This is a genomic window from Citrobacter sp. Igbk 14, assembly GCF_028069825.1.
GTDB lineage: Bacteria > Pseudomonadota > Gammaproteobacteria > Enterobacterales > Enterobacteriaceae > Citrobacter.
Genome location: NZ_JANEWM010000046.1, coordinates 17,049 through 37,738, shown reverse-complemented (window position 1 = coordinate 37,738; position 20,690 = coordinate 17,049). Strand labels below are relative to the sequence as shown.

The 20,690-nt window shown below is 52.4% G+C and carries 19 protein-coding genes; 15 read left to right on the top strand and 4 right to left on the bottom strand.

Going from position 1 to position 20,690, the window contains the following annotated elements; genetic code table 11:
- The first annotated feature begins 1 nt into the window (after position 1).
- From ygjJ to NNN64_RS16825, 3 genes are all read left to right on the top strand, one after another.
- Positions 2 to 1,066, top strand: a complete 1,065-nt coding sequence (gene ygjJ / locus NNN64_RS16835; RefSeq protein WP_271442095.1) for a protein YgjJ — start codon at positions 2 to 4, stop codon at positions 1,064 to 1,066.
- Positions 1,067 to 1,110: 44 nt separating this feature from the next.
- Positions 1,111 to 3,462 carry an alpha-glucosidase gene (gene ygjK / locus NNN64_RS16830; RefSeq protein ID WP_271442094.1) on the top strand — a complete coding sequence of 784 codons (2,352 nt, stop codon included), beginning with the start codon at positions 1,111 to 1,113 and terminating at the stop codon, positions 3,460 to 3,462.
- A gap of 229 nt (positions 3,463 to 3,691) precedes the next feature.
- Positions 3,692 to 5,710, top strand: a complete 2,019-nt coding sequence (locus NNN64_RS16825; RefSeq protein WP_271442093.1) for an NADPH-dependent 2,4-dienoyl-CoA reductase — start codon at positions 3,692 to 3,694, stop codon at positions 5,708 to 5,710.
- Positions 5,711 to 5,763: 53 nt separating this feature from the next.
- Here NNN64_RS16825 and rlmG read toward each other — a convergent pair whose 3' ends face one another.
- Positions 5,764 to 6,900, bottom strand: a complete 1,137-nt coding sequence (gene rlmG, locus NNN64_RS16820) for a 23S rRNA (guanine(1835)-N(2))-methyltransferase RlmG (protein ID WP_271442092.1) — start codon at positions 6,898 to 6,900, stop codon at positions 5,764 to 5,766.
- Between the two features lie 202 nt (positions 6,901 to 7,102).
- Here rlmG and NNN64_RS16815 point away from each other — a divergent pair, with 202 nt between their 5' ends.
- The 4 genes from NNN64_RS16815 to sstT all read left to right on the top strand — a co-directional run bounded on the left by NNN64_RS16815 (position 7,103) and on the right by sstT (position 11,403).
- Positions 7,103 to 7,603: a M48 metallopeptidase family protein gene (locus NNN64_RS16815; protein WP_271442091.1), complete on the top strand. Its 501-nt coding sequence runs from the start codon at positions 7,103 to 7,105 to the stop codon at positions 7,601 to 7,603.
- A gap of 72 nt (positions 7,604 to 7,675) precedes the next feature.
- A complete protein-coding gene (locus NNN64_RS16810) occupies positions 7,676 to 8,674 on the top strand; it encodes a Gfo/Idh/MocA family protein (protein ID WP_271442090.1) in 999 nt (332 codons plus the stop codon).
- Between the two features lie 270 nt (positions 8,675 to 8,944).
- Positions 8,945 to 9,913 (top strand): TerC family protein, encoded by a 969-nt coding sequence (locus NNN64_RS16805; RefSeq protein ID WP_271442089.1) that lies wholly within the window; start codon positions 8,945 to 8,947, stop codon positions 9,911 to 9,913.
- A gap of 245 nt (positions 9,914 to 10,158) precedes the next feature.
- Positions 10,159 to 11,403 (top strand): serine/threonine transporter SstT, encoded by a 1,245-nt coding sequence (gene sstT / locus NNN64_RS16800; RefSeq protein ID WP_271442088.1) that lies wholly within the window; start codon positions 10,159 to 10,161, stop codon positions 11,401 to 11,403.
- A 14-nt stretch (positions 11,404 to 11,417) separates the two neighbouring features.
- Here the strand turns inward: sstT and NNN64_RS16795 are convergent, their stop codons facing one another.
- The 3 genes from NNN64_RS16795 to uxaC form a co-directional block, all read right to left on the bottom strand.
- Positions 11,418 to 11,972, bottom strand: a complete 555-nt coding sequence (locus NNN64_RS16795; RefSeq protein WP_271442087.1) for a YgjV family protein — start codon at positions 11,970 to 11,972, stop codon at positions 11,418 to 11,420.
- Positions 11,973 to 12,093: 121 nt separating this feature from the next.
- On the bottom strand, positions 12,094 to 13,581 hold the full coding sequence (locus NNN64_RS16790) for a UxaA family hydrolase (protein ID WP_271442086.1): 1,488 nt from the start codon (positions 13,579 to 13,581) through the stop codon (positions 12,094 to 12,096).
- A gap of 14 nt (positions 13,582 to 13,595) precedes the next feature.
- Positions 13,596 to 15,008 carry a glucuronate isomerase gene (uxaC, locus tag NNN64_RS16785; RefSeq protein ID WP_271442085.1) on the bottom strand — a complete coding sequence of 471 codons (1,413 nt, stop codon included), beginning with the start codon at positions 15,006 to 15,008 and terminating at the stop codon, positions 13,596 to 13,598.
- Positions 15,009 to 15,482: 474 nt separating this feature from the next.
- Here uxaC and exuT point away from each other — a divergent pair, with 474 nt between their 5' ends.
- From exuT to NNN64_RS16745, 8 genes are all read left to right on the top strand, one after another.
- Positions 15,483 to 16,784, top strand: a complete 1,302-nt coding sequence (gene exuT / locus NNN64_RS16780; RefSeq protein WP_048213342.1) for a hexuronate transporter ExuT — start codon at positions 15,483 to 15,485, stop codon at positions 16,782 to 16,784.
- A 134-nt stretch (positions 16,785 to 16,918) separates the two neighbouring features.
- Entirely contained in the window at positions 16,919 to 17,695 is a 777-nt protein-coding gene (gene exuR / locus NNN64_RS16775) for a transcriptional regulator ExuR (RefSeq protein ID WP_005131459.1), read from the top strand.
- Positions 17,696 to 18,044: 349 nt separating this feature from the next.
- The gene (gene yqjA, locus NNN64_RS16770; RefSeq protein WP_005131462.1) at positions 18,045 to 18,707 is read left to right on the top strand and encodes a DedA family general envelope maintenance protein YqjA; all 663 of its coding nucleotides are present in this window, start codon (positions 18,045 to 18,047) and stop codon (positions 18,705 to 18,707) included.
- 3 nt (positions 18,708 to 18,710) lie between these two features.
- Positions 18,711 to 19,094: an EnvZ/OmpR regulon moderator MzrA gene (mzrA, locus tag NNN64_RS16765; RefSeq protein ID WP_137382502.1), complete on the top strand. Its 384-nt coding sequence runs from the start codon at positions 18,711 to 18,713 to the stop codon at positions 19,092 to 19,094.
- A gap of 147 nt (positions 19,095 to 19,241) precedes the next feature.
- Entirely contained in the window at positions 19,242 to 19,610 is a 369-nt protein-coding gene (locus NNN64_RS16760; protein ID WP_271442084.1) for a DUF1090 domain-containing protein, read from the top strand.
- Positions 19,611 to 19,643: 33 nt separating this feature from the next.
- Positions 19,644 to 19,949, top strand: coding sequence for a DUF883 family protein (locus NNN64_RS16755; protein ID WP_003024832.1), 306 nt, complete (start codon positions 19,644 to 19,646; stop codon positions 19,947 to 19,949).
- 2 nt (positions 19,950 to 19,951) lie between these two features.
- Positions 19,952 to 20,347 carry a phage holin family protein gene (locus tag NNN64_RS16750; protein ID WP_271442083.1) on the top strand — a complete coding sequence of 132 codons (396 nt, stop codon included), beginning with the start codon at positions 19,952 to 19,954 and terminating at the stop codon, positions 20,345 to 20,347.
- Entirely contained in the window at positions 20,347 to 20,646 is a 300-nt protein-coding gene (locus NNN64_RS16745) for a YqjK-like family protein (protein ID WP_271442082.1), read from the top strand. The genes NNN64_RS16750 and NNN64_RS16745 overlap by 1 nt, the downstream gene beginning before the upstream one ends.
- Positions 20,647 to 20,690: the final 44 nt, after the last annotated feature.

The window sequence follows — 20,690 nt, the reverse complement described above, 5'->3', positions numbered from 1 at the left end:
TATTAATACTACCAGGGCACTGATCGCCCTTTCCTTTTGTTGTTACTTACCTCTGGTTGTCGCATCAGAAAGCATTCCGGCCGAACATGACGACACCAAAACGCCAGAAATCACGAATACCGAGCCTTCATATCGTTTTTATGGCGAGATGGGGGTGGGAGGTTATACGGCGCTGGAGGGGGATTATAAAGGAAAATACGAAGACGGCACTTATATTGAAGGTGGCGTGGAAGGTCAATATGGCCACTGGTTCGGGCTTATATACGGTGAGGGGTGGACAGTACAGGCAGACCACGATGGTAATGCCTGGGTGCCCGATCATGGCTGGGGTGGTTTTGAAGGAGGGATAAACCGCTTTTGGGGGGGTTATCGTACCGATGATAAAACCGAAATTATCCTGAGCCTGCATAACGACTCTTCCCTGGACGATCTGCAATATTGGGCAGATTTCACACCAGAGTTTGGTTATGAACTTCCCAATACCCGCGATATCGCCACGGCCGTCAAAGTACAAAACCTTAGCGGTGATTTCCGTTATAGCATCATCGCGACACCGGCTGGTCATACCGATGAAGATAAAGCGTGGCTGCATTTTGGTAAATACGATCGCTACTCCGATAAATATATCTACCCTGCAATGGCAAACGGCTATATCCAGTATGACTTTATGAAAGATGTCACCTGGATGGGCGGGACAGAAATTACCGATGGCACCGGCCAGCTTTTTGTCACCGGTATTCTTACGCCGAACTTCGGCGCACGTGTCTGGCACCATACCGGACGTGGTGAAGGGCTGGGTAATCCGGGAACGGAAACCGGCGCAATGGTCAGCGCCATGTATGAGGCGTTTAAAGGCTTTTATCTCTCTACAGCCTACAGCTACGCGCAACACAACCTGGATAACGATCCCGACACAACCACATCCTATGCGCAATTTGGCATCTGGTACGAATATGGCGGCGGTAAATTCGCCACGGCTTTTGATAGCCGATTCAACCTGGGTAACAGTACTGACGATTCAGATAACAAAATATTCCTGATGCAGTATTACTACTGGGGTCATTAATTTCTCTGTTTATTTTGCTAAATGTGAAAAGGAGCTTCGTCATTATGAAAAAAATATATTCGTTAACCCCGCTAGCCTGCGCGTTACTATTTAGCATGTCAGCGCATGCAGCAACCGCCACGGATTTTAAAGATGTTATCGATCGCCACGGCGCACCTGAATATATGCGTGATACCAATAACGACAGCCATCAGCGCTTTAATCCTTTCTTCGATCTGGGTTCATGGCATGGGCACTTGCTGCCAGACGGCCCAAATACCATGGGGGGCTTCCCCGGCGTCGCTCTGCTAACCGAAGAGTACATCAATTTTATGGCGACTAACTTTGATCGCCTGACGGTGTACCAGAGCGGTAAAAAAGTGGCCTTCGCGATGCAGGCGTACAGCATTCCGGGCGCACTGATACAAAAACTGACGGCCCCCGGCATCGAAGTTAACATGACCCTGCGTTTTGCGGATTCACACACCTCGCTGCTTGAAACCAGGATAACGAGTGATACTCCACTGGATCTGGTGTGGGATGGCGAGCTGCTGGAAAAAGTGGAGGCAAAAGACGGGAAACCGACGTCGACCAAAACCGTCGATGAAGAGTATCCGGATTATCAACGCAAAATCGTCGCCACCCGCGATGGCCTGAAAGTCACCTTCGGCAAAGTGCGTTCGACCTGGGATCTGCTTACCTCTGGCGAGTCAGAATATCAGGTGCATAAATCGCTGCCGATGAAGACGAAGGTCAGCGGTCATCGCTTCACCAGCAAGGCGCATATCAAAGGTTCAACCACGTTCTATACCACCTATTCACATCTGCTGACTTCACTGGAAGTCAGTAAAGAACAGGCGCAAATCCGCGATATTCTGGCGCGCCCGACTTCCTACATGCTCGCCTCACAGCAGCGCTGGGAAGAGTACCTCAAAAAAGGGTTGAACAATCCGGATGCGACAGCCGAGCAAACTCGCGTCGCAGTAAAAGCGATTGAAACCTTAACCGGCAACTGGCGCGTCCCGGAAGGCGCAGTAAAACACAACACCGTTACACCTTCCGTCACGGCTCGTTGGTTCTCCGGTAACCAGACCTATGCCTGGGACAGCTGGAAAATCGCCTATGCCATGGTGCATTTCAATCCGGAAATTGCGAAAGACAGCATTCGCGCCCTGTTTGACTGGCAAATACAGCCCAACGATCCCATACGGCCGCAGGATGCCGGTATGATCCTCGACCTGGTGACCTGGAATAAGATCCCGGAACGCGGCGGCGACGGCGGTAACTGGAATGAGCGCAACACCAAGCCCAGCCTGGCGGCATGGTCGGTGATGGAAGTTTACAACGTCACCAAAGATAAGGCCTGGCTCGAAGAGATGTACCCGAAACTGGTCGCGTACCACGACTGGTGGTTACGTAACCGCGATCACAATGGAAACGGTGTCCCTGAGTACGGCGCCACGCGGGATAAGGCTCACAACACCGATAGCGGCGAAATGCTCTTCACGGTGAAACAGGGCGACAAGGAAGAAACTCTCTCCGGGTTGAGTCACTACGCAACTGTCATCAGTAAGGGCCAGTATGACAGCCTGACGATCCCAGCACAGGAAGCCGCTGGCTGGGAATCTGGACGTGATGATGCCGCCGTATTTGGTTTTATCGATAAAGATCAGCTGGATAAGTACATTGCCAACGGGGGTAAACGCAGTGACTGGACGGTCAATTTTGCTGAAAACCGGGATAAAAATGGCAATCTGGTCGGTTACTCATTGCTTCAGGAGTCTGTCGATCAGACCAGCTACATGTACAGTGATAACCATTATCTGGCAGAGATGGCAACGATCCTCGGTAAACCAGAAGACGCGAAGCACTATCAGGCGTTAGCGAAGAAGCTGGCCGATTACATCAATACCTGTATGTTCGACCCGGCAACAAAATTCTATTATGACGTTCGTATTGAGGACCAACCGCTGGCGAACGGCTGCGCGGGTAAACCGATCGTCGAGCGTGGTAAAGGACCGGAAGGCTGGTCGCCGCTGTTTAACGGTGCGGCCACACAATCCCACGCGGATGCGGTAGTTAGCGTGATGCTCGATCCGAAAGAGTTCAACACATATGTCCCACTTGGCACCGCTGCACTGACCAATCCGGCCTTCGGCGCGGACATATACTGGCGCGGGCGCGTCTGGGTGGATCAGTTCTGGTTCGGGCTAAAAGGGATGGAACGTTATGGCTATCGCGATGAAGCGCTAAAACTGGCCGATACTTTCTTCCAGCATGCCAAAGGGCTGACGGCAGAAGGTCCAATTCAGGAAAACTACAACCCGTTGACCGGCGCACAGCAGGGAGCACCTAACTTCTCCTGGAGCGCCGCACATCTCTACATGCTGTATAACGATTTTCTTAAAAAACAGTAATCAGTGGTATTTTGCCGGATGACGCTTCGCTTATCCGGCCGACAAAACCACATTTTCACAGGCCGGATAAGGTGCTGGCACCGACATCCGGCAAATTCGTTCTCTGGCCCCGCGCCTTTTTTGAATCCCATCACAATCACGACATTCCCCTTTTCCCTTTTGCGCGGCGACGGCTAAATTAGTAACTCATCCGACCACATAACAATAATTTTACATACTGGACACCTTTATGAGCTATCCGTCGCTGTTCGCCCCGCTCGATTTAGGCTTCACCCGGCTTAAAAACCGCGTGTTAATGGGTTCAATGCATACCGGGCTGGAAGAGTATCCCGATGGTGCAGAACGGCTGGCTGCGTTCTATGCTGAACGCGCTCGTCACGGCGTAGCCCTGATTGTGACCGGAGGAATTGCACCCGCGCTATCGGGCGTGGGTATGGAAGGCGGCGCGATGCTGAACGACACCAGCCAGTTGGCGCACCACCGTATCATTACCGATGCAGTTCACGATGAAGGCGGGAAAATCGCCCTGCAAATCCTGCACACCGGCCGCTACAGCTATCAACCGCATCTGGTTGCGCCTTCCGCCATTCAGGCCCCTATTAACCGCTTTACGCCGCATGAATTGACGCACGATGAAGTGCTGCAACTGATTGACGATTTCGCCCATTGTGCACAGCTGGCGCGGGAGGCAGGTTACGATGGCGTGGAAGTGATGGGTTCGGAAGGCTATCTGATCAACGAATTCCTGACTCTGCGCACCAACCAGCGTAATGATGAATGGGGCGGTGACTATGCCAACCGCATGCGTTTTGCCGTGGAAGTCGTACGGGCGGTGCGCCAGCGTGCCGGCAGTGACTTTATTATTATCTTCCGCCTGTCGATGCTCGACCTGGTGGAGCAAGGCGGAACTTTTGACGAAACCGTCCAGTTAGCACAGGCTATCGAAGCCGCAGGTGCCACAATTATTAACACCGGCATCGGCTGGCATGAAGCGCGTATCCCCACCATCGCCACACCGGTACCCCGGGGTGCGTTTAGCTGGGTAACGCGCAAGCTGAAAGGTCATGTGACGATCCCACTGGTCACCACTAACCGTATTAACGATCCGACCGTTGCGGATGACATTCTGGCACGCGGCGATGCCGATATGGTATCGATGGCCCGGCCGTTCCTGGCCGACGCTGAGCTGCTGTCAAAAGCGCAAACCGGACGATCCGATGAGATCAACACCTGTATCGGCTGCAACCAGGCTTGCCTGGATCAGATTTTCGTGGGAAAAGTTACCTCCTGCCTGGTGAACCCACGCGCCTGTCATGAAACCAAAATGCCCATTGTTACAGCTACTCACCTGAAGAATCTGGCCGTTGTGGGTGCGGGTCCTGCAGGTCTCGCTTTTGCCATTAACGCCGCCGCACGTGGTCACCACGTGACGCTGTTTGACGCGCATGGTGAGATTGGCGGGCAGTTTAATATCGCCAAGCAGATCCCCGGCAAAGAAGAATTCTATGAAACACTGCGCTACTACCGCCGGATGATCGACGTAACGGGTGTCACACTGAAACTCAATCAGTTTGTTAGCGCCCACGAACTGCAAGCCTTTGATGAAGTGATCCTCGCCAGCGGGATCGAACCGCGCATGCCGCCGATCGACGGTATTGAACACCCTAAAGTACTGAGCTATCTCGATGTCCTGCGTGATAAAACGCCGGTAGGAAAGCGCGTGGCGATCGTTGGTTGCGGAGGGATCGGTTTTGATACCGCCATGTATCTGAGCCAGCCCGGCGATCCCACCAGCCAGAATATTGCCGAGTTCTGCGTGGAATGGGGTATCGACACCAGCCTGCAGCAGCCCGGCGGTTTACGTCCGGAAGGCCCGCATCTACCCCGCAGCCCACGTCAGATAGTGATGTTGCAGCGTAAAGCCAGCAAACCAGGGCAAGGTTTAGGTAAAACAACGGGATGGATCCACCGCACCACCCTGCTTTCACGCGGCGTAAAAATGATCCCGGCGGTGAGCTATCAGAAGATCGATGATGACGGGTTACACGTGATGATCAACGGCGAGCTACAGATCCTGAATGTGGATCACGTGGTGATTTGCGCCGGCCAGGAGCCACGTCGGGAGCTGCTTGATCCACTGCATGCTGCGGGTAAAACAGTACATCTGATCGGGGGGTGTGATGTGGCGATGGAGCTGGATGCCCGACGTGCTATTGCACAAGGGACAAGGCTGGCACTGGAAATTTAACGTCACGTCTTTCGTAGGCCGGATAAGGCGTTAGCCGCATCCGGCACACGCGATTAACGACGACGACCCAACTTCACCGCTTTCAACACCACAAACTTATTGTTGGTGGCAATGGTCTCGCAGTTGCCGAAAATCTTCTTCAGCTTGTGGAAGTAGTCGAGGTGGCGGTTGGCCACGATGTACAGTTCACCGTTGATTTTCAGGCAGCGACGCGCGTGGTGGAACATCTCCCAGGCGATGTTATCGGTTAGCGCATGTTTCTGATGGAACGGCGGGTTACACAGCACGGCGTTAAAGCGGAAAGGCTCCACGCCAGACAGCGCGTTGTTGATCATAAATTCACAGCGATCCAACGCTTCAGGCATGTTGCTTTCGACGTTCAGGCGGCTTGATGCCACCGCCATCGGTGATTCATCCACAAACACCACGCTCGCTTGTGGGTTCTTCTCCAGCAAAGTCAGGCCAATCACACCGTTGCCACAACCGAGATCGACAATCTCCCCTTCCAGATTTTCCGGCAGGTGCTCAATAAAGAAACGTGCGCCAATATCCAGCCCGGTACGGGAGAAAACGTTGGCATGGTTATGGATAGTCCAGTCGGTGCCTTCCAGTTTCCAGCTCAGCGTCTGCGAAGCATCAGCCAGTTCTGGATTACTGAAGGTGCAGTTAATCAGACGGGCTTTTTTCCACGCCAGCGTGGTAGTGGTTGGGCCTAGCACCTTTTCAAACAACTCAAGCGTTGAGGTATGAATATCACGCGCCTTCGCCCCCGCAATGATGCGCGTTTGCGGCGTGACAACCTGACGCAACGCACGGAGCTGTTGTTCCAGCAGCGCCATCGTTTTGGGAATTTTAATCAGCACAATGCCTGGTGCCTGCGGGTATTCAGCGGTGCTGTCGAGAAACTTGACGCTGGATTCCGCGATATCGTTATGGCGCAGGTTTTCACGCGTCCCCAGCTCGCTTAAATAAGAGTCGCCAATGCTGTATGGTGTATGTTCCGCCAGTGCACAGCCCAGCGCGCCGAAAGTATCGTTCAGGAGAAGCACCGGGCCGCTAATCTCGGTATCGTCCAGCTGTTGCAACAGATATTCATCTGCAGCTTCCCACGCCAGCAGCGGGTTAACGTCATCCGTTTCCGGGAAACGTTTAAGTGACAGCGAACGGAAACCGTTGTCTATGTGGCTCATCGGCCCTCCTGAGTGGTAAAATTTCGGCGTATCCCTGAAAAGGGTGCGTGAGTATACAACATTTTGAATACACAAAATCATTCAAGTTGCATCAAGGCGGCAAGTGAGTGAATCCCCGGGAGCGTACATTTAGTACGTGACTGGGGTGCGCGAACACAGCCAACACAGAGGCAGCTTGAAGGATGAAGTGGATGGGACATGAATGAACCAACTAACTTACCTCCAGGGCTACCCGGAGAATTTACTTTCCCAGGTTCGTACGCTGATTGCTGAACAGCGTCTGGGGGCGGTGCTGGAAAAGCGTTATCCCGGTACACATGACTTCGCAACTGACAAAGCGCTCTGGCAATATACCCAGGATCTGAAAAATCAGTTCCTGAGAAACGCCCCGCCGCTGAATAAAGTCATGTATGACAGTAAGATACACGTGCTGAAAAATGCGCTGGGGCTGCATACTGCCGTCTCCCGCGTGCAGGGTGGCAAACTCAAAGCCAAAGCGGAGATCCGCGTCGCTACCGTGTTCCGTTCTGCGCCTGAACCTTTTTTACGCATGATCGTCGTGCATGAACTGGCACATCTGAAAGAAAAAGAGCACGACAAAGCGTTTTATCAGTTGTGCTGCCATATGGAGCCGCAGTACCACCAGTTGGAGTTTGATACCCGCCTGTGGCTCACGCAACAATCGCTGAAGCAAACTGCGTAGTCGCGCACTGGCTTTGTCTTCAGGGCATGCTAAATTGACGCAAGGATCCCTTTTCGCAGCCTGAAGGCATTTATGATACGTTTCGCAGTGATTGGCACAAACTGGATCACCCGCCAGTTTGTGGATGCCGCCCATGAAACCGGCAAATATAAGTTAACCGCAGTGTATTCCCGTAGCCTTGAACAGGCACAGACCTTCGCCAATGATTATCCCGTCGAGCATCTGTTTACCTCGCTGGAGGCAATGGCGCAAAGCGACGCAATTGATGCCGTTTACATTGCCAGCCCGAACTCTCTGCACTTCCCGCAGACAACGCTGTTTCTACAGCACAAAAAGCATGTCATTTGCGAGAAACCGCTGGCCTCAAATCTGGCACAAGCCGAAGCTGCTATCGCCTGCGCGCGTGAAAATCAGGTCGTGCTGTTTGAAGCGTTTAAGACCGCCAGCCTGCCTAATTTCCTGCTATTACAGCAATCACTACCTAAAATTGGGCGAGTCAGGAAAGCGCTGATCAATTACTGCCAGTATTCTTCACGTTATCAGCGTTATCTGGACGGTGAAAATCCCAATACGTTTAATCCGGCGTTTTCTAACGGTTCGATTATGGATATCGGCTTTTACTGCCTGGCCGCTGCGGTTGCGCTCTGGGGTGAACCACTGAGCGTTCAGGCAAGTGCCAGCCTGCTGGAAAGCGGCGTCGATGCCCACGGCGTGGTCGTACTCAATTACGGCGATTTTAGCGTCACGTTGCAGCACTCGAAAGTCAGTGATTCCGTGCTGGCCAGCGAAATTCAGGGCGAATCAGGGTCGCTGGTTGTCGAGAAGATTTCCGAGTGTCAGAAAGTGTGCTTTATTCCACGCGGTGGCAAAACGCAGGATCTTACGGTGCCTCAGCACATCAATACTATGCTTTATGAGGCAGAGGCTTTTGCTCATCTGGTTGAATCCGGCGAAGTGGATCATCCGGCACTGAACGTCAGTCGTATTACCGCCAAACTGCAAACGGAGATTCGCCGCCAGACCGGCGTTATTTTCCCCGCAGATGATGCTGAGATACCGCTGACTGCGTAAAAGTGTGTAAAACGAATGTTGCAGGCCATTGACTGAATGCATGGCCTGTAATATTTTGTAACCCGCAAAGGGGAGTAACTTCGTTGTCGGTTGATCGTCATTACGATGTGTGAAAAACCACATCCGGTCACCGGGCGATAACAAAGGAATACGCTGTCGTATTCCTTTGTTGTTGTAAGTGAGACCTTGCCGAATGGCAAGGTCTATGCATAAAAAGCAGCGGCTAACGTCATTCGGCGTTGGCCGTTTTTTTATGCATGGGGAAATAAAATGAATACTGTTGGCACACCGTTGTTATGGGGTGGCTTCGCTGTCGTGGTGGTCATTATGCTGGCCATCGATCTGCTGCTACAGGGCCGTCGTGGCGCACATACGATGTCGATGAAGCAGGCCGCGGCCTGGTCAATCGTCTGGGTAACGTTGTCGTTGGTGTTTAACGCGGCATTTTGGTGGTACCTGGCTGAGACTCAGGGCCGTGCCGTTGCCGACCCGCAGGCGCTGGCGTTCCTGACCGGCTATCTGATCGAGAAATCACTGGCGGTAGATAACGTCTTTGTCTGGTTGATGCTATTTAGTTACTTCTCCGTACCTGCGGCACTGCAACGTCGGGTACTGGTGTATGGCGTACTGGGCGCGATTGTATTACGTACGATCATGATCTTCACGGGCAGTTGGCTTATCGCCCAGTTCGAATGGCTGCTGTACGTGTTCGGCGCATTCCTGCTGTTTACCGGCGTGAAGATGGCGCTGGCGAAAGAAGACGCTTCCGGTATTGGCGACAAACCCTTAGTGCGTTGGCTGCGCGGCCATTTACGTATGACCGATACCATTGAAGACGAAAAATTCTTCGTGCGTAAAAACGGTCTGCTGTTTGCAACGCCGCTGATGCTGGTATTGATCCTGGTTGAACTGAGCGATGTGATTTTTGCCGTCGACAGTATTCCGGCAATCTTTGCCGTCACCACCGACCCGTTCATCGTACTGACCTCTAACCTGTTCGCTATCCTGGGTCTGCGTGCGATGTACTTCCTGTTGGCAGGTGTGGCGGAGCGTTTCTCGATGCTGAAATATGGTTTGTCGATTATCCTGGTGTTTATCGGTATCAAGATGCTGATCGTCGATTTCTACCATATCCCGATCGCTATCTCGTTAGGTGTGGTCTTCGGTATTCTGTTTGTGACGCTGGTTGTGAATGCGTGGGTCAACCACCAGCACGATAAAAAGCAGCAAATACAGTAACTTCTACTTAGCTAGTTGATAAAGCCCGACCGCACATTGCGTGCGTCGGGCTTTTTGCTGGACATGTCAAAACAATGTTAATTTAAAGTTATAAAACATGATCTGAGCGCGGAAACCAGGATATTTATCTTCCCGAACCGGCATCTTTCCTTATACTCAGCCATGCAAACACTTTGTTACATCCAGAAAGATGCGTCATGAGAACGCACAACGGGTGAACAACAACACAATCAAAGGATGACTACATGACTACGCTACGTTCATCGGGGCTGATCTCGCGTTTGGCGCAAGGGAGCCTGGTTAAACAAATTTTGGTCGGTTTGGTACTGGGGATTCTGCTGGCACTGGTTTCAAAACCTGCGGCAGAAGCCGTCGGCCTGCTGGGGACACTGTTCGTCGGCGCATTAAAAGCCGTCGCCCCAATCCTCGTGCTGATGCTGGTAATGGCCTCTATCGCCAACCACCAGCACGGGCAAAAAACCAATATCCGCCCTATTCTGTTCCTTTACCTGCTGGGAACATTTTCAGCAGCATTAGCCGCCGTGGTGTTCAGCTTTGCCTTCCCCTCGACGCTGCATCTTTCCAGCAGCGCCAGCGATATCGTGCCGCCATCCGGTATTATTGAGGTGATGCGCAGCCTGCTGATGAGCATGGTCGCTAACCCCATTGATGCGCTGCTGAATGCTAACTATATCGGTATTCTGGTATGGGCAGTCGGCCTTGGCTTTGCGCTACGCCATGGTAATGAGACGACCAAGAATCTGGTCAATGATATGTCCGATGCCGTCACGTTTATGGTGAGACTGGTTATCCGCTTTGCACCGATAGGTATCTTCGGCCTGGTCTCTTCCACACTGGCAACCACTGGTTTTGCCACCCTCTGGGGCTACGCCCAACTGCTGGCCGTACTGGTTGGCTGTATGCTGCTGGTTGCGTTGGTGGTCAACCCGCTGCTGGTGTTCTGGAAAATTCGCCGTAACCCGTACCCACTGGTATTGGCATGCCTGCGCGAAAGCGGCGTGTACGCCTTCTTTACCCGCAGCTCTGCAGCCAATATTCCGGTGAATATGGCACTGTGCGAGAAGCTGAATCTGGACCGTGACACCTACTCTGTCTCTATCCCGCTGGGCGCCACCATCAATATGGCAGGCGCGGCGATTACCATCACGGTTCTGACGCTGGCGGCGGTGAATACGCTGGGTATTCCAGTCGATTTACCGACGGCGCTGTTGCTGAGCGTGGTGGCTTCGCTGTGTGCTTGCGGCGCATCGGGCGTCGCGGGGGGGTCTCTGCTGCTGATCCCACTGGCGTGCAACATGTTCGGTATCCCGAATGACATCGCCATGCAGGTGGTCGCCGTTGGCTTTATCATCGGCGTATTGCAGGATTCCTGTGAAACGGCGCTGAACTCTTCGACAGACGTCCTGTTTACCGCTGCAGCCTGCCAGGCAGAAGACGAGCGTCTGGCAAATAACGCCCTGCGCGGCTAATCACAGCCCCTCCGTCATCGGGCGGAGGGGTTCTCTTCTTGTACGCTTTTTTCAATTTTGAAGGGATCAATGCCGCGTTTTTGCATGCGCCGGAAGCGAATAATGTTCAGGCCGTTCATCACCAGAAAGCTACCTTCGATCATCGTCCCGCCAATCGACCCTAACCAAAAATTATGGATAACCCAGCAGGCGGTTGCGCACCACATCACACAGCGCACGGTTAACCCTTTGCAGCGAAATAGTGCCCAGGTACTGGCAAGCGTGCCGATAATAGGCAGTAGCTCCATCGCATGCTGCAATTTTGCCAAGCCAAGAACCAGCGTGAGGACAATAAAAACCGTCATGACCCACAGCTTGCGGGTATGCATTGAGACCAGGGTACGTACGGTATTAAGCTCAGCGCTCATTCCCGCGGGCCAGGCCCCCATCAGAAAGAAGTGTACGCCAATGGTGGCGCTATAGACGGCGAGCTGTAGCCGGAACCGGCGCTCGTCACGATTAAAAAAAGTGGTAATCCCGATCAGAAAGGCGATGACACCAACGCCCTGGGCCAGCCAATACGCGGTCATGCAGCAACTCCAACTCCATTTCGTAGGCCGGATAAGGCGTTTACGCCACCATCCGGCAACGGTTTATGCCTGATGGCGCTACGCTTATCAGGCCTACGCGATCCGTAGGCCTGTACAATGACTACAACGTTACGCCACTTTTGAAAATAGCCAGTTCCCGGAAATCATTGCGTTCGTTACAGGTCTGTTTGCCGTTGGCAAACTCAACGATGGTATCGACAAACTCATTCAGCAGTTGCGGCATCGCTTTACCGTGGATTAGCTGCCCGGCATCAAAATCGATCCAATGCTTTTTCTTCGCGGCCAGCTCGCTGTTGGTGGCAATTTTCACCGTCGGTACGAAACCGCCGTACGGCGTACCACGCCCGGTACTGAACAACACCATATGACAGCCGGCCCCCGCCAGCGCACTGGTCGCAACGGCGTCATTGCCCGGAGCACTTAACAGATTCAGACCTGGCGTTTTCAGGCGTTCGCCGTAGCGCAGTACATCGACAACTTTGCTGGAACCCGCTTTCTGTGTGCATCCCAGCGATTTATCTTCCAGCGTGGTGATGCCACCCGCTTTGTTCCCCGGCGATGGATTCTCGTAGATCGGCTGGTCGTGAGCAATGAAGTATTGCTTGAAGTCATTGACCATGGTCACCAGCTTACCGAAGGTTTCTTCATCGCGGCAGTGGTCCATTAATAGCTGCTCGGCACCGAACATCTCCGGGACTTCAGTCAGTACGGTAGTCCCGCCGTTCGCGATCACGTAGTCAGAGAAACGCCCCAGCATCGGGTTAGCGGTGATCCCAGACAAGCCGTCAGATCCGCCACATTCCAGACCAAACTTCAGCTCGCCGAGTTTACCCGGCTCACGCTTATCGTTACGCATCACGCTGTACAGCTGGTGGAGATGCTCGATCCCCGCTTCCACTTCATCTTCCTGGTGCTGGCAGACCATAAAGTGAACGCGTTCTGGATCATACTCACCTAACGTTTCGCGAAAAGCATCAACCTGGTTGTTTTCACAACCGAGGCCAACCACCAGCACCGCCCCCGCATTCGGGTGACGCACCATATTTTGCAGCATGGTGCGGGTGTTGATGTGGTCGTCACCCAGTTGCGAACAGCCGTAGGTGTGGCTGAAGAGATGAACACCATCGATACCTTCGGCGTCGTGGGTCTCTTTCAGGAAACGGGTTTGCATCTGACGCGCCATCGCATTGACGCAGCCGACGGTCGGCAGTATCCACAACTCGTTACGTACCCCAACATCACCGTTCGCGCGGCGATAAATCTGCACGTCGCGATCGACTGCCTGAGCAACTTCCGCCTGAAAATCCGGTTGGTAGCTATACGTGTCCAGATCGCTCAGATTCGTGCGCGTGTTGTGAGCATGAATGTGCTCACCCGCAGCGACATCAACCAGCGTATGGCCAATTGGCAAACCATATTTAACGACGTTTTCGCCTTGCGCAATATCGCGTAAAGCAAATTTATGGCCACGTGTTACCGCCTGGCGCAGGGTAATCGCCTGTCCATCAACGGTGACTTCGGTTCCTTCAGCCAAATCAGCGAGCGCTACCGCGACGTTATCCAGCGTGTGGATCTTGATGTATTGCATACCAACCCCGGGCCTTAGTTCAGTTCAATGGCGAAGTAATCACGCGCATTGTTGAAGCAAATATTTCTGACCATTTCACCCAGCAGTTGAATATCTGCAGGTGCTTCACCCGCGGCAACCCAACGGCCAATCATCTGGCACAGGATGCGACGGAAATATTCATGGCGCGTGTACGACAGGAAGCTGCGACTATCGGTCAGCATACCCACAAAACGACTCAGCAGACCGAGCTGTGCCAGTTGTGTCATCTGACGTTCCATCCCATCTTTCTGGTCGTTAAACCACCAGCCGGAACCGAACTGCATTTTGCCCGGCATGCCTTCACCCTGGAAGTTACCGATCATGGTGCCCAGCACTTCGTTATCGCGCGGGTTCAGGCAGTACAGGATGGTTTTCGGCAGCAGGTTCTGTTCATTCTGCTTGCTTAGCAGTTTGGACAGTTCTTCAGCCATCGGACGGTCGTTAATGGAATCGAAACCGACATCCGCGCCCAGCAGTTTGAACTGACGCAGGTTGTTATTACGCAATGCGCCAATGTGGTACTGCTGCACCCATTCGCGACGTGCGTATTCAGCGCCAAGGAACACCAGTACGGCAGTTTTGAACTGGGCAACTTCATGCTCGCTCAGGGTTTCACCCGCCAGACGACGCGCCAGGATGTTATCCAGTTCAGCTTCGTTAGATTCAGCAAACAACACCACATCCAGCGCATGGTCGGAGACTTTACAGCCGTGTGCAGCAAAGTGATCAAGACGTTTAGTTAGCGCGGTTTGCAGGTCGGTAAAGCGGCGGATCTCGGTGTCAGAAACTTCGCCCAGCTTCGCCATGTAATCGGTAAAGGTCGCCAGTTCAATGTTGAAAGCTTTATCCGGGCGCCAGCTTGGCAGCACTTTGATAGCAAAGGTGCTGTCTTTCGCGACCGCAGCGTGATGCTCCAGAGAATCGATCGGATCATCAGTGGTGCCGACCATTTTTACATTCATCTGCTGCATGATTCCACGCGCGGAAAACTGATCCTGCGCCAGCAATTCGTTGCACTGATTCCAGATTCCATCGGCAGTCGCAGGAGACAACAGCTTACCTGTAATACCAAATGGGCGACGCAGTTCAAGATGCGTCCAGTGGTAGAGCGGGTTACCGATGGTGTGCGGGACCGTCGCAGCCCAGGCGTCAAACTTCTCGCGATCGGACGCATCACCGGTACACAAGCGTTCAGCGACACCGTTAGTGCGCATGGCGCGCCACTTGTAGTGATCACCCTTCAGCCAGATGTCATACAGGTTATTAAAACGGTAGTTATCAGCGATTTGTTGCGGCGGCAAATGGCAGTGGTAATCGAAGATAGGCTGGTCTTTGGCGTAATCATGATACAGACGGCGGGCAAATTCGGTATCCAGCAGGAAATCTTCAGTCATAAACGGGGTCATTATCGTCTTCCTCTCAGCGAGTGCGTCAGATTGCTTATGTTTTGATGTTGTCAAAGTTATCACACCAATTTCCATACACTGAAGATATTTTCGTGAGTTAGATCAACAAATGATGACAAAAAAATTACTCTCAAAGAGGTAAAACTCACGGCAAGCCGCGCCAGCACTGGCTTTGCTGAATCGAATTAATGACCACACGAAGATTCACACTTTTGTGATGGCACTCACCTTTTAAAGCTGTATGACAAGTTATCTTTTTGCCGTCGCGATACATAAGCCGACGGAATGCAAATTACCGATGGTCCACCATCGGATTGACCGGTACGGAAACCGAATTAGCACAATCATTGACATGGCAAAGTTCGGGGCAGTGCCGGTTTTTTTTCGGTCACGCCCTTCGTAAAAGAACATCCTCCGCCCTGGACTGGAAGATGACCGCTCGTTAGCGGACATAACAAAACGATGAGGTTTTACATGCGTAAAATTAAAGGGTTACGTTGGTACATGATCGCACTGGTGACGCTTGGCACCGTGCTGGGTTACCTGACACGTAACACTGTGGCGGCAGCTGCGCCAACTCTGATGGAAGAGTTACACATCTCCACTCAACAGTATTCCTATATCATCGCAGCGTATTCTGCTGCTTACACCGTAATGCAACCCGTTGCTGGCTACGTGCTGGATGTGCTCGGCACCAAAGTAGGCTACGCGATGTTCGCCGTTCTGTGGGCCGTCTTCTGTGGTGCCACGGCGCTGGCTGGTAGCTGGGGTGGACTGGCACTGGCACGAGGCGCAGTCGGTGCCGCAGAAGCCGCGATGATCCCTGCGGGTCTGAAAGCCAGTTCTGAATGGTTCCCGGCAAAAGAGCGTTCCATTGCTGTAGGTTACTTTAACGTTGGTTCTTCTATTGGTGCGATGATCGCTCCGCCGCTGGTCGTGTGGGCTATCGTCATGCACAGCTGGCAGATGGCGTTCATTATTTCTGGTGCTCTGAGCTTTATCTGGGCGATGTCCTGGCTTGTTTTCTATAAACACCCGCGCGACCAGAAAAAACTGTCTGACGAAGAGCGTGATTACATCCTTAACGGCCAGGAATCACAGCACAAAAACAGCACAGCGAAGAAAATGTCGCTTGGCCAGATCCTGCGTAACCGCCAGTTCTGGGGTATCGCGCTGCCACGTTTTCTGGCAGAGCCAGCCTGGGGTACATTCAACGCCTGGATCCCGCTGTTTATGTTTAAAGTCTACGGCTTTAACCTGAAAGAGATTGCGATGTTCGCGTGGATGCCAATGCTGTTCGCTGACCTCGGCTGTATCATCGGGGGTTACTTACCGCCACTGTTCCAGCGTTGGTTCGGCGTAAACCTGATCGTGTCCCGTAAAATGGTCGTCACCATGGGCGCACTGCTGATGATTGGCCCAGGGATGATTGGTCTGTTCACCAGCCCGTATATTGCTATCGCCCTGCTGTGCGTCGGTGGTTTTGCTCACCAGGCACTGTCTGGCGCGCTGATTACGCTCTCTTCTGACGTATTTGGCCGCAATGAAGTTGCGACCGCTAATGGCCTGACGGGTATGTCAGCCTGGCTGGCGAGTACCCTGTTTGCCCTGGTCGTTGGTGCCCTGGCTGACACCATCGGCTTTAGCCCACTGTTCGCCGTACTGGCAGTATTCGACCTGCTCGGTGCGTTAGTCATCTGGACGGTACTGCAGAACAAGTCGGCAAGCGAGATTGATTCGGGCCCGCAAACCGGCTCTCCCGCTACGCAAAATTAACCTGACGCGAGTCGTCATAGGTATATAATGCAGAGCCGCCAGTTGACTGGCGGCTTTTTTGTCGGTGCGAGTAGAGCCGCCATCGCAAAAGTGGTATAACAAATATAGTCTGCCGTATCATGCCTGGAGTGCATATGGAAATCACTGAACCACGACGTTTGTACCAACAACTTGCTGCCGATCTAAAAGAACGCATCGAGCAAGGCGTCTATCTGGTGGGCGATAAACTTCCCGCCGAGCGCTTTATTGCCGATGAAAAGAACGTCAGCCGTACCGTGGTTCGTGAAGCAATTATCATGCTCGAGGTTGAAGGCTACGTTGAGGTGCGTAAAGGATCGGGTATCCACGTCATCTCTAACCAACCCAAACATTATGTTGCTCCCGACGAAGGTCTGGAATTCGCCAGCTACGGTCCTTTTGAATTGCTGCAAGCGCGTCAACTTATTGAGAGCAACATCGCCGAGTTTGCCGCCACTCAGGTGACCAAGCAGGACATCATGAAACTGATGGAAATCCAGGAGAAGTCGCGCAACGAAAAGAGTTTTCGTGACTCCGAATGGGACCTGCAGTTCCATGTTCAGGTCGCGCTCGCGACGCAAAACTCAGCTCTGGCCGCCATTGTTGAAAAAATGTGGACTCAGCGCGTTCATAACCCCTACTGGAAGAAATTGCATGATCACATTGATCTGCGCACGGTAGACAACTGGTGTGATGACCATGACCAGATCCTGCGGGCATTAATTCGCAAAGATCCGCATGCAGCCAAACTGGCGATGTGGCAGCACCTTGAGAACACGAAACAGATGCTGTTTAACGAAACCAGCGATGATTTCGAGTTCAACGCGGATCGTTACCTTTTCACAGAAAATCCGGTAGTTCATCTGGATACAGCTGCAAACAGCACAAAATAAACGTTCTGACTTTCACAGGCGCGGTAATAGCGCCTGTTTCTGACACTCGGTAAGCATTAGGTATAAAGTGTCAGCCTGTGTAAATCCTCTCGCCTCACTCCATTGCGATAAGCAAAATCAGAGTTCAACCACCGTAATTTATATAACGGACTACGTTGACCTTTGTTACAATTAAAAGCGTTTTGAATTTTTTATGTGTTAGTGCTTGCTTACTTCACAACTTAACAGGGAACAGTTCAGGCCGTGAATTTGTGCAGACCGCGATCCATGCAAAAAACACCAATAAAATCGCGGCATTACAAACTCAAGAACAACGGCGTGACCATAACCGATTCTCCAGGAATACTGAATGGAACTACTGACTCAATTACTGAATGCTTTATGGGCTCAGGATTTTGAAACTCTGGCCAATCCTTCCATGATTGGTATGCTGTATTTTGTACTGTTTACAATTTTGTTTCTGGAAAATGGGTTGCTACCAGCGGCCTTTTTACCTGGCGACAGTTTGCTGGTACTGGTCGGCGTACTTATTGCCAAAGGCGCAATGGGTTTTCCGCAAACGGTACTGCTACTCACCACCGCAGCCAGCCTCGGTTGTTGGCTCAGCTATATTCAGGGCCGATGGCTGGGTAATACCCGCACCGTGCAGAACTGGCTTTCTCATCTTCCGGCTCATTATCACCAACGCGCGCATCATCTTTTCCACAAACATGGCTTATCCGCGCTGTTGGTCGGTCGCTTCATTGCGTTCGTCAGAACATTACTGCCGACCATTGCCGGGCTGTCAGGCCTGAATAATGCGCGTTTTCAGTTCTTCAACTGGATGAGCGGGCTATTGTGGGTACTGATTCTGACCACGCTGGGCTATCTACTGGGCAAAACACCTGTTTTTCTAAAGTACGAAGATCAGCTCATGTCCTGCCTGATGCTGCTGCCTGTCGTATTACTGGTGGTTGGCCTGGCCGGTTCACTGGTTGTACTCTGGAAAAAGAAATACGGGAACCGAGGGTAAATTATGCTGAAATCACGCATAACGCTCCGACGACTGGCCTGGACCACCTCCTTTATGCTGTTTTTGGGCGCGTTAATCCTGACCTGGTCGGTCATTCGCCAACAGGAATCGACGCTTGCCATTCGCGCCATAAACCAGGGTGCCAGCATGCCAGACGGCTTCTCTATCTGGCATCATCTGGATGCCAACGGCATTCGTTTTAAAAGTATTACTCCGCAAAATGACGCGCTGCTGATCACCTTTGATTCCAGCGCGCAAAGCGCAGCCGCAAAAGCTGTACTGGACAGAACGTTGCCACACGGCTTCGTTATTGCTCAACAGGATGATGACAATCAGGCAGTGCAGTGGTTATCTCGTTTACGGGATACACCGCACCGCTTTGGTTAATCTCCAGGAATCTGAATTAGATCACTCACTTTGGTGATTTCACCGTTTAGTGCCTATGATTAATAAACTGAAGTTATGACCTACAGCTTTATTATTCTGGAGCATCGACCCAAAGCACCGGGTCGAATCACAATGGAAGGTTCAAGAATGAAATACCGCATCGCTTTGGCAATTAGTCTTTTCGCTCTCAGTGCCGGCAGCTACGCTAACTCCCTCTGTCAGGAAAAAGAACAAGATATTCAGCGGGAAATTAGTTATGCCGAAAAGCACAACAATCAGAGCCGCATCAATGGGTTGAACAAAGCGCTTAGTGAAGTTCGGGCAAACTGTACTGACAGCAAACTGCGCGCGAATCACCAGAAAAAAATCGCAGAGCAGAAAAATGAGATAGCCGAACGTCAGCGTGATTTAGCCGAAGCGAAGCAAAAAGGCGATGCGGATAAAATCGCAAAACGCGAACGTAAGCTTGCAGAGGCTCAAAAAGAGCTGAAGGAACTTGAGACCCGCGATTACTAAGTACGGTAACTACCCACTCACCTGGAGAAAACTATGTCGAAAGATAACGCTACGGAAAATCTGCGCGCTGAGCTGAAATCCCTTGCGGATACGCTCGAAGAAGTACTGAGCTCCTCTGGCGATAAGTCGAAGGAAGAGATGAGTAAAATTCGCAGCAAAGCTGAACATGCGCTGCGCGAGAGCCGCCATCGCCTGAGCGAGACCAGCGATGTGATTGCTAAGCAAACCCGTGAAGCTGCCGCCAAAGCCGATAACTATGTGCGCGAAAACCCATGGACAGGCGTTGGTATTGGCGCTGCGGTCGGTGTGGTGCTTGGTGTACTGCTGTCGCGCCGCTAACAATGGCTGACTCTCAACACGCACAAGGTCCGGGCAAAAGCGTCCTGGGGATTGGACAACGGATCCTCACGATTCTCGTTGAGATCGTAGAGACCCGATTACGGCTGGCCGTCGTTGAGCTGGAAGAGGAAAAAGCTAACCTTGTCCAGATCGTGCTGATGCTGGGACTGACTATGCTCTTTGCGGCATTTGGGCTGATGAGCCTGATGGTGCTTATCATCTGGGCCATTGACCCTCAGTACCGCCTGAACGCGATGATTGCCACCACCGTTGTGCTGTTGCTTTTGGCGCTCGTTGGCGGGATATGGACATTACGTAAAGCCCGTAAATCAACACTCTTACGCCATACACGCCACGAACTTGCTAATGACAGGCAGGCCCTGGAGGATGATGTCTAATGAGCAGTAAAGTCGAGCGCCAAAAACGTAAGGCACAACTGCTTGGTCAGATCCAGCAGCAACGGCTGGATCTGTCTGCCACCCGCCGCGACTGGCTGGAGGTTACAGACGTATACGATCGTGGCTGGAAAACGCTGCTGAACCTGCGCGCCTGGGTGCTGGTCGGCAGCAGTATTATGGCTGTACGGACCATTCGTAATCCTAATCTGCTGGTTCGCTGGGCTAAACGCGGCTTTAGCGTCTGGAGCGCATGGCGTCTGATTAAATCGACAATCAGACAGCAACAATTGCGCGGTTAACCCCTGCCGTATCCCCTATTTTGCGGGTTCCTCAAATTTTTTGA